We start from the raw sequence: 13,910 nt of genomic DNA, 5'->3' as shown, positions 1-13,910 counted from the left end.
CCCGCCGCGTCACTCGACCTTCGTCAGTGCCCCGCCCTTGTGCATCGCGACGTGATCGGTCTTGTCGCTGCGGATCTCGTACTGGGGATCCTCGGAGCTGCAGTGCCGCGTGCGTCCCTTGAACTCGATGTCCTTCTCGTGGACGTCCGTGATCACGCCGGAGACGATGCCGACCTCCGAGTTCCACTGCACGTGGTCGCCCTTCGCGAACTGCGTCATCGTGCGCCTCCCATCGGCCGAGGAGCTCGACGGGGGTCCGACCCGAGTCCGACCCGGGTCCGATCGTCGGCCCCGATGCTCGTCCCCTCGGCGGATCCATCGTGCCACGCGGCGCCTGTACTCTCGGCGGCATGACGCTCGCGGGCCTGCTGACCTTCTTCGGCCTCGCCGTCGTCACCATGGACGTGCTGGGCGGCGTCATCGCCGCCACCTTCCTCGCGCGCGGGATGCGCCCGCTGCACCTGCTGTACTTCCTGGGCGGATACGCGGTCGCAGTGCTCGCGGTGACCCTCGTGCTGAAGCCGATCCTCGCCTTCGTCGGCCACTGGCTCGCGCCGGTCCTCGACTCCGGCACGCGGGTCTCGGTCATCCAGCTGGTCGTCGGGTGCGCGCTGCTCGGCTTCGCCGCCTACCAGTGCCGCAGCGCCCTGCGCCCGCGCCCGCCGAAGGACCACCACACGATCGACCAGGTGGGCTCGCTCGCCGTCGGCGGGCTGCTGCTCTCGCTGACCACGTTCGCCGACCCGACCTTCACGATCGCGGTGGGTCTGGCGATGCAGACCCACAGCCTGCTCGAGGAGATCGTGCTACTGGTGGCCTGGAACGTGATCTACCAGCTGCCGCTGGTCACCGTCACCGTGCTCTCCCAGTTCGGCCTGCACACCCGGGTGCTGCGCGCCCTCGAGAACTTCTTCGGCCCGCGCCGACGGATCCTGCTGCTGATCTTCTCGGGGCTGCTGACCCTGGGCGGCCTCGTGGTCATCGTCGACGGGATCGTGGCGCTGACCAGCACGCATCACTCCTGGCTGCAGTCGCTGCTCCTGCTGCGCTCGGAGCATGCGGGCTGATCAGCGCCGGTTCCCGGGCTCAGTCGCCCAGGATCTCCCCGTTCTCGTCGAGGCGGACCTCGCGGCCCTGGCGCGCCGAGGCGTAGCAGGCGTCGACGATGCGGGCGCGGCTGAGGCCCACGCCGCCGTCGTGCTGCGCCCAGGACGCCTCGTCGCGCACGTGCTCGAGGAAGCGCTCGACCACGGCGCCGTGCCCGCGGCCCTCCGGCGCGGTGATCGGGGTGTCGATCGCGTCCTCGCCGTCGCCGGTGAAGAGCGTGAGCTCGCCCGAGGGCGCGTAGCCCTCGACCTTCAGGTCGGCCCCGCCGTCGGTGCCGTAGAGGGTGATGCCGAACTCGTCGGGAGTGGCGCGGTGGGCCGCCCAGCTGGTCTCGAGCATGATCGAGCCGCCGCCCTCGAGGCGCAGCAGCGCGCTCGCGAGGTCCTCGACCTCGTAGGCGGAGTCGGCGCCGGACTTCGCCCCGCCGACGGCGCCGCCCAGGCCCCGCGGGCCCAGCTCGGCGTGGGTGACGGCGGAGACGGCGGTGACGCGCGGCTCGCCCATGATGTGCAGGGTCCAGTCGAGCACGTGCACGCCGAGGTCCACGAGAGGGCCGCCGCCGGACATCTCCGCATTGGTGAACCAGCTGCCCAGCGCGGGGATCCCGGCGCGGCGCAGCCACATGGCGCGCGCGTGGTAGGGGCGGCCGACGGTGCCGTCCTCGACGGCCGCCGCGATCGCCTCGATGTCCCCCCGCCGACGATGGTTGAAGACGACCTCGAGCACCCGGCCGGCCTCGCGGGCGGCGTCGACCATGGCCTGGCCCTCCTCGCCGGTGCGGGCGATGGGCTTCTCGCTGAGCACGTGGGCGCCCGCGCGCAGTGCGCCGATCGCGATCGGTGCGTGCAGGAAGGTGGGGACGGCGACGCTGACCACGTCAAGATCGCCGCGGGCGATCATCGACTCCCAGTCGCGGTAGGTCGCCTCGATCCCGTAGCGCTCGGAGAGCTCGGCGCGGACGTCGTCCTCCATGCCGGCGATGGCGACCAGCTCGACGCCGGGCGCGGCGTCGTAGGCGGCCATGTGCTGCTGGCCCGCCCAGCCGATGCCGACGACGCCGGCGCGGATCGGGGTGTTCTGAGAGGTCATGGGTGAGCGGCCCTTCCGTCGGCGCTGACAGGCGACCCGGGGTCCTCGGTCAAGCGGCGGGTCACCCCGGCGCGAGGAGTTGATTTCGGGTCTATAGATAAGTGCGGTGATGACCTTATCACCGTTTCAGCGCTCTCTTCGTGGCGAGCTGCGCAGCTCCTCGAGCGCCCGCTGGTACCGGCCGGGCGGGTGCCCCACCAGCGGGCTCGCAGCCCGTCAGCCCCGCAGGAACTCCTCGCACGCCCGCGAGAGGTGCAGCGGGTCGGCGACGGCGCACATCTCGCGGGCCGAGTGCATCGAGAGCAGGGTGATGCCCACGTCGATCGTGGTCATGCCCAGCCGGGTCGCCGTGATCGGGCCGATGGTGGATCCGCAGGGCATCGCGTTGTTGGAGACGAACGCCTGCAGCGGCACGCCCGCGCGCTCACAGGCCTCGGTGAGCGCCGCGGTGCCCACGGCGTCGGTCGCATAGCGCTGGTTGGCGTTGATCTTGAGGATCGGCCCGGCGCCCAGGCGTGGACGGTTCACGGGGTCGTGGCGCTCGGGGTAGTTCGGGTGGGCGGCGTGGCCGGCGTCGGCCGAGAGCACCATCGAGCCCGCGAGAGCCCGGCGCCGCGAGGCCTCGTCCCCGCCGAGCGCCGCGTGCACGCGCACCAGCACGTCCTCGAGGAACGGCCCGGCGGCGCCCGAGCGGGACGCCGAACCCACCTCCTCGTGGTCGTTGGCGACCATGAGGGCGATCGGGCGCTCGCCCTCGGCCGCCCCTGCGCCCGCTCCCGCGCCGCCCGCGAGCCGCACGAGCGCCTCGACCTCGGCATGCACGGAGGAGAGGTTGTCCAGGCGGCCCGAGGCCAGGAACTCCTCGTGGGCTCCGAAGAAGCCGGGCGCCTGCGCGTCCGCGGTGACCACGTCGGTCCCCAGGATCTCCGCGCGCTGCACACCCGCGCGCTCGGCGAGCAGACCCAGCACGTCGACCTCGCCCAGGCCCAGGATCGGCTGCATGTGCTTCTGCGGGTTCAGCGTGAGGCCGTCGGCGTTCACCCCGCGGTCCAGGTGCACGGCGAGCTGCGGGACCCGCAGCAGCGGACCGGTCGCGACCAGCACCTCGCGGCCGCCGCGCAGCACCAGCCGCCCGGCCAGGCGCAGCTCGCGATCCAGCCACGAGTTCAGCAGCGCCCCGCCGTAGACCTCGACGCCCACCTGCGCGATCGTCTCCGCGGCGAGCTGCGGGTCGGGCTTCACCTTGAGCGCGGGGGAGTCGGTGTGCGAGCCGACGATCCGGAAGGCCGTCCCCTCCGATGCCTCCGCGGGTGCGGACCAGGCGATGAGCGAGCCGTCGCGCAGCACGTAGCGGTTCCCGCGCACCGCGTCCCCGTCCCACTGCTCCGTCTCGTCCAGCGCCGAGAATCCCGCGGCCTCGAGGCGCCGGGCCGCTTCGCGCACGGCGTGGAAGCTCGAGGGGGAGGCGGTGACGAAGGAGCCCAGGTCGGTCGCGAAATCGCGGGCCTCGTCGGTGGGGTGGACTGCAGATTCGGCAGGTGCGGAGGTCATGGCCTCATCGTTCCACAGCGGCCGGAGGCGCGACGGCGGCTTCGGCCCGTCCATCCTCGTCTGCCCGTCCCGACTCGTCTCGTCGGCCCGGTCCCGTCCGGCCTCGTCCGCCCGTCCGTCCCCGTCGGCCCGGATCAGCCGGCGTCGGACGGCTCGCTCTGCGGGGCCTCCGCGTCGGGGCCCTTCATCGCGAGCGTCGCGTCGATCTGCTTCTCGAACCAGTCGTCCATGGTGCGGGAGAAGGCGTCGGTGAGGTGGTAGCTGTCGCGGTAGACGAACACGTTGCCGATGATCGGCGAGCAGCGGCCCTTCGGGCACAGCACGTCGGTCGCGGGATCGGCGATGCGGATCGGCGCGTACGGGTCGTCGCTCGCCCGGTAGGCCGACGGGTTCTCGGCGTCCATCCGGTTCTTCATGTCGTCGCCGCACTCGGCGTCGGCCTGCGTCGCGTCGCCGCCCTCGCGCAGCACGTCGAAGGAGCAGTCGAAGCGGTTGCCGGACTCCTCCTTCTTGGGCCAGCGCGGATTGTCGCGCAGCAGCAGCACGGGGATGCCCCGCTCGGTGGTCAGCGGGAGCGCGCTGTCGAGGTTCGTGCGGTCGGCCTCGGACTCCGATCCGCCGTCGAACGAGGTGCGGGTGCCCATCGTGATCAGCACGTCGGGGTCGACGCCGTCGATGAGGGTCTCCCAGGAGGTGTTGACGTCCTTGCACTGGTTGGTCGCCGGGTCCGTGGTGAAGGTGCAGCCGCTGTGGCCGATGTAGTAGACGGCCCAGTTCCTCTCCTTCGCGATCTGCTGGATCGCGCCCGTGTACTGGCCGGCGTGGGAGTCGCCCGCGAGCGCGACCGTGAGGTCGGGGTCGCCGTCGGACGCGGGGGTGTATCGACAGGTGACGGTGTCCGGGAGGCCCAGCTTCTTCTGGCAGTCCTCGGCGTAGGTGTGCTCGGAGGGCTCGGTGACGACGTCGGGCGAGGGGATGGTAGTGCCGAAGCCGTCGGTCATGGGATCCACCGTCCACTGCGCGCCCGGGTTCGGGACGGTGGGCGCGGCCGTGCCGCCGTCGCTCGCGCCGCCGTCGTCGTCCTGCGCGCCCTGGGCGACGGTGAGCGACCGTTCGCCGACCGCGGGGAAGACGGCCTGGGAGCCCACGAGCACCACGACCAGGCTCACCGCGACCGCCGCGAGGGCCCTGCGCGGCCGCGCATCGAGCCAGGCCGAGCGGCGGATGGGAGTGTCGACGAGACGCGTGAGCAGCCACGCGACCAGCAGGGACACGGCGAGCACCCCGGCGCCGTCGAGCGCCCCGGCGCGCTCCTGCCCGGTGAGGGCGAGCCAGCCGATGAGCAGCGGCCAATGCACGAGGTAGAGGGCGTAGGCGATCGACCCGAGGAAGGCGACCGGACGCAGCGAGAGGAACGCGTCGGCGCCCCAGGCGCGGCCCGAGCGTCCGGCGAGGATCACCAGGCCCGCCGCGGCGAGAGGCCAGATCGCGATCCAGCCGGGGAACATGCCCTGCACGTCCAGCAGCGCCCCGCACGAGAGCAGCGCCGCGAGACCGACCCAGCCGATCACCGCGCGCGCCACGGCGAAGCGCGGTGGGGCGGCGTTCGAGGTCGTCGCGCCCGTCGCCCGGTCGATCCGCGGCAGCATCAGCCCCAGCAGAGAGCCCAGCGCGAACTCCCACAGCCGGGCCGCGGTGTCGAAGTAGGCGAAGGTCTGGTTCGACACCGTGGAGACGATCGACCACACCAGGGAGATCACGATGACCAGCGAGAACATGCCTGCCATCAGCCATCGCGGGTGGGCGCGCAGCGCGGGCAGGCGGCGGACCAGCACGGCGCCGAGCGCGAACAGCAGCGGCCAGAGGAGGAAGATCTGCCCCTGGATCGACATCGACCAGAAGTGCTGCAGCGGGGAGGCGGCCGCGGCGTCGTGCGCGTAGTAGTCGACGCTGTCCGCCGCGAGCACGTAGTTCTGCACGTACAGGGCGCTCGCCCACGCCTGGCGCTGCACGGTCGCCCAGATCGTCGGCGGCAGCACCGTGAACGCGAGGACCAGCGACCCCAGGATCGTCACGACCGCAGGCGGCAGCAGGCGCTTGAACGTCTTCAGCCAGTAGCGCGGCACCGCGAGCGGACGTCCCGACTCGAGACGCCGCGCGAACGATCCCGTGAGCAGGAAGGCCGAGATGAACAGGAAGACGTCGACGCCGCCGGAGACCCGCCCGAACCAGATGTGGTAGACCGCGACCAGCAGGATCGCGATCGCGCGCAGCCCGTGGATCTCGACCCGGAACGGGACCGAGAGGCCCGGCTCCGAGGGGCGGGGCGACGGAGCAGCAGGCGCTTCGGTCGACGGGGCGGCCGGAGCCTCGGTCGGCAGAGAGGCCGGAGCCTCGGTCGACGGGGCGGTTGGCGTCTCGGTCGGCAGTGCGGCGGGGGCGGGTGCATCGGCCGACGGGTCGGTGGGCGCGGGCTCGACGGGCCGAGGCGCCGGTGACTCCGGGGGAGCTGCGGGCGCGGCGGGTGCTGTGAGTTCCGCGGGTGCTGCAGGTGCCGGGTGCGTGCGTCCGCGGGTGGCGCGGTCGAGATCGGCGTGGGAGGGGAGCGGTCGCGCGTCGGGCGCGGTCGGCTCGGCGCGGGGTGCCGTGGTCCACGCGTCGTGGACGTCGTCAGCGGGCCCGACGGGCTCGGTTGGCCCGGCGGGCTCGGTTGGCGCAGCGGGGCGCGGATCCGCGCGCGGGATCTCGGCGGTGTCGTCTGCCGCGGGCGCTGCATCCTCCGCGGTCGCCCGAGCCTCAATCCCGACGTGCCCGGCCCCGTCGTCCCCGGTCGCTTCGTCCCCGGTCGCTTCGTCCCTGGTCCTGTCGTCCCCGTCGTCCGCTGTCCCCTCGAATTCGACGGGGTACCCGAGGTCGGCCGAAGCATCGCCGGGCTCGAGCCAGGCGTCCAGGGACCCGGGATGGACGTGCGCATATGCGGCGCGAGCGGGGGTGCGCTCGGAGGGTGTCTCCTCGGACGCGGCGGCGGGCGTCTCCGCGTCCGACGAGGTGGGAGCCTCGGGCGGCGGCTCCTCGAGGCGTCGGGCGCGACGGCCGTGGCGGCGAGCGGGCGGGGGCGTGCTCGTGCTCTGCACGGCGGCGGCGCGCAGGTCCGGCGACGCCTCCCGCTCGGCCGGGCCGGGGACGCGCCCGTCGGCCCCCGGGGTCTCCGAGGCGACCGGCGGCGTCTCGTCACGAGGGGTGCCGCGGCGACGGCCGTGGGCGCGCGGCGCCGACCGCGCGTCGTCGTCCGACATCCGTCCCCCTTCGTCAGCTCGTCAGCGCACCCGTCCGTCGCGGCATGCATGCGGAGGCGAGCGCACAGATCCTATCGTCAGCGCGCACGGCGCCCAGGCGAGTCCTGCCTCGCACGCCGGAGCCGGCTGCGCGGCCCGTCGGCCGCCGATCCGGGTCTCAGCCGTCGCCGGTGAGCTCCATCCGCCCGTCGGACCCGCGGCACGGGCGCAGTTCCCACAGCGCAGCCTTCCCCACCCGGTGCAGCTCGATCGCGCTGCCGTTGCGCGCGGCGTCCTCGGGACCGCGGTTCGGGCTGCGCTTGCGCCAGAGCGCACCCTCCGTGGAGGTGAAGACGTAGCGGGCGTCCTGCCGCGCGGCGGCGTCGCACACCGCGGGGTCGCTGTCGATCCTGCCGAGTCCCCGCAGCAGCAGGCGGTCGTCCTCGCTCAGGGCCGAGGCGGGCGTCGGGGCGAGGACGCGGCGGTCCTCGAGCGCCCACAGCAGCGAGCCTCCGTCCCAGGGATCCGCGATGATCGTCGCGTGCGGCGGCACCAGGGCGTCGACCTGCGCGAACACGGCGAGCTCGTCGGGGGAGACGACGTGCGGATGCTGCCAGTAGCGGTCCATGAGGTCGTCCTCGTGCTGCGCCGCGGGGGAGCGGACGGCGGGAGCCAGGAGGCCGAGGACGCACACCGCGACCACGAGGGCCGACGCGGGAGACCCAGCGGTGTGTCCGCGGTGAGCCGCGCTCCCTGCGCGCACTCGGCGTCCAGCGGGCGCTCGGCGCCGGGCCGTCAGGGCACCCGCCGCGCGGGCGAGCACATCGACCGCGACGGCCAGCACGGGGATCGCGAGGACCGGGATCAGGGCGGCCGGCCGATAGCTGTCGATGTACCAGGGGCCGGTGAGCAGGTAGCGGAGGTCGCGGTCGCCGAAGGCCGCCGCCGCCACGAACAGGAAAGTGTTGACCAGCAGCGGCGGCAGCATCCAGCGCGAGCGGGAGAACACGAGCACCACGAGCATCGCAAGGCCCACGAGCAGCGCGGGGATCACGCCGGGAGGCACGTGCGCCCCGGACATCCCGAGCCCCGCCCGGAGAGCCTCCGCGATGTGCATGTGCGCTGGCCAGGCCGACGCCCGGCGCGACGGCCGCAGCTCCGTCCAGGCGAACGGGATGAGGGCGAGGAGCACGAGCGCGGCGCCGCACGCGAACAGCGGGAAGCGCCGGCGGGGGCCGCGCCCGTCGACCGAGTTCCGACTCCTCCGTCCCCGCGTCCACGCGAGGATCCCGCCGACCGCCGCCCACAGCGCCATCGGCGCGACCAGGACGAGCGAGGCGTGCAGGCCCTGCGGATGCGCCCAGAGCACGGCGCACGCCGCGACCGGGGCCGCGATCACCAGCTGCAGCGGGCGCAGGTGCTCACGGACGCGGGGCGCGAGGCCGAGCGCCTGCGCCGCCACCAGCACCACCGTCGGGAGCATCGCGGTGGACAGGAAGTTCGGCAGCAGCAGGCCCCAGGTCATGAGCGCGAGCGGGAACGCGAAGGACGCGCCCGTGAGCGCGCCCGCCGCGCACAGGCCGGCCGGGCCCACCCGCGTGCACCCGGCGACCAGAGCCACGATCCCGAGCGGCAACACGACCGCTCCGACCAGCAGCATCAGCGCGTTCGAGGCGAGAGGGAGGGACTGGCCCGAGGCCATCACCACGAGGCTCGCGAGCTGGTGCCAGCCCGCCGGGTAGAAGCCGCTGCGCCCCTCGGGGAGGTTGAGCGTCGAGACCACCGCGGCGGAGGCGTCGTGGGCGTCGAGGATCGCGCGCACACCGCCCAGATGGAAGATGTTGTCGTAGGTCTGGCTGATCGCGTCGATGCCGCCCATCCCGTGCAGCGCACGCACCACGATCACCGCGCCGCCGATCATCAGCCCGAGCAGCCCGGCGAGGGTCCGGGCGCGCGGCGAGCCGTCCGTCGGGGCCGGCGGGGTGGAAGGAGCCGACGGGCCGTCCCCGTCATCTGCGCCACGCGGGGACACTCCTCGGGACGTCGTCCGCCCCGCTCGCGCAGCGATCCTGCCCGTCGCGAGGACGAGCGCACCCGCGATCACGCCCACGATCACGGGCGTCTCGAGGGACCACGCCGCGCCCACGGCGTGGGAGCCCTCGGCCGCGACCGCGACGACGACGAGCGAGGCCGGGGCGAGCAGCGCGGCGCCGGTGAGCGGGCGCGGCCGGAGGGCGACCACGAGCGGCAGCCCGGGGATCACGAGCACGCCGAGCGCGGCGGCCAAGGCGGCGATCACTGCCAGCGGCATGCGGACTCCTCGGCACGGTCCGACGGGGAAGGGGGCGGCGCGGGCCGCTCGGGCGAGCTCACCATGCCACACGCGACCCGGCCGCAACGCCACGGTCCGCGCCGCGTCGTCGCGTCGGCGCGTCGCCGGGCCGTCCTCCCTCTCGATAGCATCCGGACAGGGGCATCGGGGCGCGCCCCCGCGCCCCACCCGCGTCGACACCCTCAGGAGCGTGCACCCATGCGCGGCATCATCCTCGCCGGAGGCACCGGATCGCGTCTGCATCCGCTGACCCTGGGCGTCTCCAAGCAGCTGCTGCCGGTGTACGACAAGCCGATGATCCACTACCCGCTGAGCACCCTGATGCTCGCCGGCATCCGCGACATCCTCATCATCACCACGCCCCACGACCAGCAGTCCTTCCGGACGCTGCTGGGCGACGGCTCGCGCTTCGGGATCCGCCTCGAGTACGCCGTGCAGCCCGCGCCCGACGGCCTCGCGCAGGCGCTCGTCATCGGCGAGGACTTCCTGGACGGCGGCCCCGCTGCACTGGTCCTGGGCGACAACCTCTTCTTCGGCCAGGGCATGGGCACGCAGCTGCGCCGCTTCGTCGACGTCGACGGCGCCGCGGTCTTCGGCTACTGGGTGAAGGACCCGCGCGCCTACGGCGTGGTCGAGGTCGGGGCCGACGGGCGCGCCCTCTCCCTCGAGGAGAAGCCGGCCCGGCCCCGCTCGAACCTCGCGATCCCCGGCCTGTACTTCTACGACGCCACCGCCTCGGAGCGCGCGAAGGCGCTGCGCCCGTCGGCCCGCGGCGAGCTCGAGATCACCGACCTGAACCGCTCGTACCTCGAGGACGGCGCGCTGCGCGTCGAGGTCCTCACCCGCGGCACCGCCTGGCTGGACACCGGCACCTTCGACGACCTCGCGGCCGCCGGCGAGTTCATCCGCACCGTCCAGAAGCGCCAGGGCCTGTTCATCGGCGCCCCCGAGGAGGTCGCCTGGCGCATGGGGTTCCTGTCCGACGACGAGCTGCGCGAGCGCGCCGAGCCCCTCGTGAAGTCCGGCTACGGCGCCCACCTGCTCGACATCCTCGAGCGCGAGACCGGTCGGCCTACCTGAAAGTTCGCGAAGATTCCTTCAGAGTTCTTCTCGATCAGGGTCGAGATCCGGTGAAGGCTCGTTGGCGTGAAGTTTCTCGACATGGAGCGGGTCCAGTCTATTCGACGGGTCGCGGCGCACGCACTCTCTGACCCCGTCCACGTGCTCATTGAGGCTCTTTGCGACCGGCGCCCACATTGGATCGAGGATGAAGTCGATGCCTTCCCGGCGTGCGTGTTTCGCCGCGGGCACGAAGTCGCTATCGCCGGAGATCATGATGATCTGGTTCACCGCGCGCCGTTCAGCCAGCGATGCGATGTCCAGCCCAATCCGCATGTCGACGCCCTTTTGAGTGATGTCGAGCGAGAAGTCCTGCTCGGTGAGGTTCTGGATCGCGATCGCGCCGCTGCACAACTTCTTTAGAGGAGTCGGTTTGAGCGTGTATCCCTGCTGTGTCTCTAGCTCTTCTCCGCGTCGAAGCGCAACTTTGCGCTTGCGCACGATCGTCTCCAGGAATTCCGACATCCACCCGTGCTCCGGTGTCTTCGCGAGGTTGACGTGCTGGCGCGTTAGGGGATGGAAAATGACTTTGTCCGAGGGTGGGCAGTCGTAGTAGTAGATCCGGTACAGATGGCTTCGCGACGTGCGGATGTGGCGTCGGCAGTACTCCATGAGTTCGTCTGCCCGCTCTGCGGCGGTCTTCTCACCGAAGAGCCGACGCGCTCGCCTCCGGTAGAACCCACCGTCCACCATGATCGCGGTGACGATCTCGCGCATCGGTACGGTGTCGGTCGGCTTGCCAGACGTCTTGCGGTGATCGGCCATGGTCTCCCTCGACATGACGAAGCCCCCGTCATCGGCGGCACTCCTGATAGGTGGAGGGTCAACGGCGGAGGCTGTGTCGAAGAAGATTAGCAGCGCTACCGAGGCCCGGCAAGACGCACCGCAGTGATGTGCAGAGAACGGTGCCGTATCCTCGAACGAGTCGCCTCATCGCCCCTGGCCAGACCGAATCCAACGATCCAGGAGAGCTCTTCATGGCACCCCGCCACCTGCTCGTCACCGGCGGCGCCGGTTTCATCGGCTCGAACTTCGTGCACCACGCCCTCGCGCGCACCGAGGACACCGTCACCGTGCTCGACAAGCTCACCTACGCGGGCAGCGCCGCCTCGCTCGCGGGCCTGCCCGAGGAGAGGATGAGCCTGGTCCGCGGCGACATCGCCGACGTGGAGGTGGTCGATGAACTCGTCGGCTCCCTCACCGGTGAGGACGACGCGATCGTGCACTTCGCCGCCGAGTCCCACAACGACAACTCCCTGTCCGACCCCGCTCCCTTCGTCCGCACCAACCTCGTGGGCACCTTCACGCTGCTCGAGGCCGCCCGCCGCCACGGCGCCCGTCTCCACCACGTCTCGACCGACGAGGTCTACGGCGACCTCGCGCTCGAGGACCCAGCGCGCTTCACCGAGGCCACCGCCTACAACCCCTCGAGCCCGTACTCCTCGACGAAGGCCGGCAGCGACCTGCTGGTGCGCGCGTGGGTGCGGTCCTTCGGCGTGCGGGCGACGATCTCGAACTGCTCGAACAACTTCGGGCCCCGCCAGCACGTCGAGAAGTTCATCCCGCGCCAGATCACGAACCTGATCGACGGCATCCGCCCGCGCCTGTACGGGGCGGGCGCGAACGTGCGCGACTGGATCCACGTCGAGGACCACTCCTCGGCCGTGCTGAGGATCCTGGAGGCGGGCCGCATCGGCGAGACGTACCTGATCGGGGCCGACGGGGAAGCCTCCAACCGGGAGGTCGTGGAGCTGATCCTGCAGCTCATGGGCCGCGCGCCGGACGACTACGACCTCGTCGCCGACCGGCCCGGGCACGACCTGCGCTACGCGATCGACGCGACGAAGCTGCGCGAGGAGCTGAGCTGGCAGCCGGTCTTCGCGGACTTCGCGAGCGGCCTCGCGCAGACCATCGACTGGTACCGGGACAACGAGGACTGGTGGCGCGGCCAGAAGGCCGCGACCTAGGCGAAGTACGCGGAGGCGGGACAGTGACGGGCACGGGCGGACTCGTCGTCTCCACCACGCCGATCCCGGGTCTCCTCGTGCTCGACCTGCCGCTGCCGGGCGATGCGCGCGGCTGGTTCAAGGAGAACTGGCAGCGCGGGAAGATGGTCGCCGCGGGGCTGCCGGACTTCGGCCCCGTGCAGAACAACATCTCCTTCAACCAGGAGGCGGGCGTCACGCGCGGCATCCACGCCGAGCCCTGGGACAAGTACGTCTCGGTCGCAACGGGCAGGGTGTTCGGGGCCTGGGTGGATCTGCGCGAGGGGCCGACGTTCGGGACGGCCTACTGGCACGAGATCACCCCGGGCGTCGCGGTCCTCGTGCCCCGAGGAGTCGGCAACGCCTTCCAGACCCTGGAGGCCCCCGCCGCCTACACCTACCTGGTCAACGACCACTGGTCGCAGGCCGCGCAGGCCCAGTACACGTTCCTGAACCTGGCCGACGAGTCCTCCGCGATCCCCTGGCCGATCCCCCTCGAACGGGCCGTCCTCTCGGACAAGGACCGCTCCCATCCCCGCCTCGCGGACGTGGCCCCGGTGCTGCCCCGCCGCACCCTGGTCGTGGGCGCGAGCGGCCAGCTGGGCCGCGCCTTCGCCGCGCACTGGCAGGGCCGGGCCGACGTGGACCTGGTGGGCCGCGACCGCCTGGACATCGCCGACCCCGCCTCCGTCGGCGCCTTCGACCTCTCGCCCTACGGGGTCATCGTCAACGCCGCCGCGCACACCGCCGTCGACGCCGCCGAGACCCCCGAGGGCCGTCGGGAGGCGTGGGCGACGAACGTCGACGGCGTCGCGCGGCTCGTCGAGGCGGCACGACGGCACCGGGCGACCCTCGTGCACGTCTCGAGCGACTACGTGTTCGACGGCGCCGCGGAGGTCCACGACGAGGAGGAGCCGCTGAGCCCCCTGGGCGTCTACGGGCAGACGAAGGCCGCGGCCGACCGCCTCGTCCAGACCCTGCCCGAGCACTTCGTGCTGCGCACCAGCTGGGTCGTGGGGGAGGGACGGAACTTCGTGCGCACCATGGCGGACCTCGCCGCGCGCGGCATCGACCCCGCGGTGGTCGACGACCAGTTGGGCCGGCTGACCTTCGCGAGCGAGCTCGCCCGCGCGATCGACCATCTGCTGACCGTGCGCCCCGCGCCCGGGGTGTACGACGTGACGTGCGCGGGGGAGCCGAGCAGCTGGGCGGACATCGCCCGCCGCGTCTTCGCCCTCACCGGGCACGACCCCGCGCGCGTCCGCGGCGTCCCCACGGCGGAGTACTACGCCGCCCAGGGCCGCGCCGAGGGCGACGGCACGATCGCGCCCCGCCCTCGCAGCTCTGTGCTCTCCCTCGCCAGGATCGAGGCCACGGGCTTCACCCCGGCCGACCAGGACGCAGCCCTCGAGGAGTACCTGCGGGGCTGACGGCGCGTGCCGCGACGGGTCG

At 72.5% G+C, this 13,910-nt stretch carries 10 protein-coding genes; 4 read left to right on the top strand and 6 right to left on the bottom strand.

From position 1 onward, the window contains the following. Positions 1-9: 9 nt before the first annotated feature. Complete coding sequence (locus I8D64_RS05015; RefSeq protein WP_200501414.1) at positions 10-219, bottom strand: hypervirulence associated TUDOR domain-containing protein; 210 nt, start codon at positions 217-219, stop codon at positions 10-12. 131 nt (positions 220-350) lie between these two features. Here I8D64_RS05015 and I8D64_RS05010 point away from each other — a divergent pair, with 131 nt between their 5' ends. Beyond that, positions 351-1,067, top strand: a complete 717-nt coding sequence (locus tag I8D64_RS05010; RefSeq protein WP_200501413.1) for a hypothetical protein — start codon at positions 351-353, stop codon at positions 1,065-1,067. Positions 1,068-1,086: 19 nt separating this feature from the next. Here I8D64_RS05010 and I8D64_RS05005 read toward each other — a convergent pair whose 3' ends face one another. The 4 genes from I8D64_RS05005 to I8D64_RS04990 all read right to left on the bottom strand — a co-directional run bounded on the left by I8D64_RS05005 (position 1,087) and on the right by I8D64_RS04990 (position 9,333). Next, entirely contained in the window at positions 1,087-2,196 is a 1,110-nt protein-coding gene (locus I8D64_RS05005) for a Gfo/Idh/MocA family protein (RefSeq protein WP_200501412.1), read from the bottom strand. 216 nt (positions 2,197-2,412) lie between these two features. Continuing rightward, a complete protein-coding gene (locus I8D64_RS05000; protein WP_200501411.1) occupies positions 2,413-3,747 on the bottom strand; it encodes a M18 family aminopeptidase in 1,335 nt (444 codons plus the stop codon). Between the two features lie 134 nt (positions 3,748-3,881). Next, positions 3,882-7,043 carry an acyltransferase family protein gene (locus I8D64_RS04995; protein WP_200501410.1) on the bottom strand — a complete coding sequence of 1,054 codons (3,162 nt, stop codon included), beginning with the start codon at positions 7,041-7,043 and terminating at the stop codon, positions 3,882-3,884. A 157-nt stretch (positions 7,044-7,200) separates the two neighbouring features. Further along, positions 7,201-9,333: a DUF6541 family protein gene (locus I8D64_RS04990; protein WP_200501409.1), complete on the bottom strand. Its 2,133-nt coding sequence runs from the start codon at positions 9,331-9,333 to the stop codon at positions 7,201-7,203. 219 nt (positions 9,334-9,552) lie between these two features. Here I8D64_RS04990 and rfbA point away from each other — a divergent pair, with 219 nt between their 5' ends. Further along, positions 9,553-10,434: a glucose-1-phosphate thymidylyltransferase RfbA gene (gene rfbA / locus I8D64_RS04985; protein ID WP_200501408.1), complete on the top strand. Its 882-nt coding sequence runs from the start codon at positions 9,553-9,555 to the stop codon at positions 10,432-10,434. 18 nt (positions 10,435-10,452) lie between these two features. Here rfbA and I8D64_RS04980 read toward each other — a convergent pair whose 3' ends face one another. Then, complete coding sequence (locus tag I8D64_RS04980; RefSeq protein WP_246482749.1) at positions 10,453-11,238, bottom strand: NYN domain-containing protein; 786 nt, start codon at positions 11,236-11,238, stop codon at positions 10,453-10,455. Positions 11,239-11,450: 212 nt separating this feature from the next. Here I8D64_RS04980 and rfbB point away from each other — a divergent pair, with 212 nt between their 5' ends. Together rfbB and I8D64_RS04970 are read left to right on the top strand one after the other, a co-directional pair. Beyond that, entirely contained in the window at positions 11,451-12,440 is a 990-nt protein-coding gene (gene rfbB / locus I8D64_RS04975; RefSeq protein ID WP_200501407.1) for a dTDP-glucose 4,6-dehydratase, read from the top strand. A 23-nt stretch (positions 12,441-12,463) separates the two neighbouring features. Continuing rightward, on the top strand, positions 12,464-13,888 hold the full coding sequence (locus I8D64_RS04970; protein ID WP_200501406.1) for a sugar nucleotide-binding protein: 1,425 nt from the start codon (positions 12,464-12,466) through the stop codon (positions 13,886-13,888). Positions 13,889-13,910 lie beyond the last annotated feature (22 nt).

This window comes from Brachybacterium halotolerans (genome assembly GCF_016623465.1).
Taxonomy (GTDB): Bacteria; Actinomycetota; Actinomycetes; order Actinomycetales; family Dermabacteraceae; genus Brachybacterium; species Brachybacterium halotolerans.
The sequence above is the reverse complement of the archived record's forward strand: the minus strand, read 5'-3'. Positions and strand labels throughout refer to the sequence as shown.

What these genes read in the sequence shown, in the direction of transcription:
- I8D64_RS05000 (WP_200501411.1), bottom strand. Translation starts at nt 3,747, where the DNA reads ATGACCTCCGCACCTGCCGAATCTGCAGTCCACCCCACCGACGAGGCC.
- I8D64_RS04980 (WP_246482749.1), bottom strand. Translation starts at nt 11,238, where the DNA reads ATGGCCGATCACCGCAAGACGTCTGGCAAGCCGACCGACACCGTACCG.
- rfbA (WP_200501408.1), top strand. Translation starts at nt 9,553, where the DNA reads ATGCGCGGCATCATCCTCGCCGGAGGCACCGGATCGCGTCTGCATCCG.
- rfbB (WP_200501407.1), top strand. Translation starts at nt 11,451, where the DNA reads ATGGCACCCCGCCACCTGCTCGTCACCGGCGGCGCCGGTTTCATCGGC.
- I8D64_RS04995 (WP_200501410.1), bottom strand. Translation starts at nt 7,043, where the DNA reads ATGTCGGACGACGACGCGCGGTCGGCGCCGCGCGCCCACGGCCGTCGC.
- I8D64_RS05005 (WP_200501412.1), bottom strand. Translation starts at nt 2,196, where the DNA reads ATGACCTCTCAGAACACCCCGATCCGCGCCGGCGTCGTCGGCATCGGC.
- I8D64_RS05010 (WP_200501413.1), top strand. Translation starts at nt 351, where the DNA reads ATGACGCTCGCGGGCCTGCTGACCTTCTTCGGCCTCGCCGTCGTCACC.
- I8D64_RS05015 (WP_200501414.1), bottom strand. Translation starts at nt 219, where the DNA reads ATGACGCAGTTCGCGAAGGGCGACCACGTGCAGTGGAACTCGGAGGTC.
- I8D64_RS04990 (WP_200501409.1), bottom strand. Translation starts at nt 9,333, where the DNA reads ATGCCGCTGGCAGTGATCGCCGCCTTGGCCGCCGCGCTCGGCGTGCTC.